This is a genomic window from Silvania confinis, from assembly GCF_025564085.1.
Taxonomy (GTDB): Bacteria; Pseudomonadota; Gammaproteobacteria; order Enterobacterales; family Enterobacteriaceae; genus Enterobacter; species Enterobacter confinis.
Map to the genome: position 1 here is coordinate 1 of NZ_JAMGZJ010000006.1, position 255 is coordinate 255.

1 rRNA gene is annotated in these 255 nt (G+C 51.8%); it reads left to right on the forward strand.

The window, feature by feature from the left end:
- A 16S ribosomal RNA gene (locus tag M8013_RS00030) occupies nt 1–127 on the forward strand; the annotation flags it as partial.
- Between the last annotated feature and the right edge of the window lie 128 nt (nt 128–255).

Here is a 255-nt window from a genome sequence, read left to right on the forward strand (position 1 = left end):
GGAGTGGGTTGCAAAAGAAGTAGGTAGCTTAACCTTCGGGAGGGCGCTTACCACTTTGTGATTCATGACTGGGGTGAAGTCGTAACAAGGTAACCGTAGGGGAACCTGCGGTTGGATCACCTCCTTATCTGAAGAACCTGCCTTTGTAGTGTCCACACAGATTGTCTGATGAAAAGTAACGAGCAAGACGGCTACGAAGTCGTGACACATCGTGTCCCCTTCGTCTAGCGGTTAGGACTCCGCCCTTTCACGGCG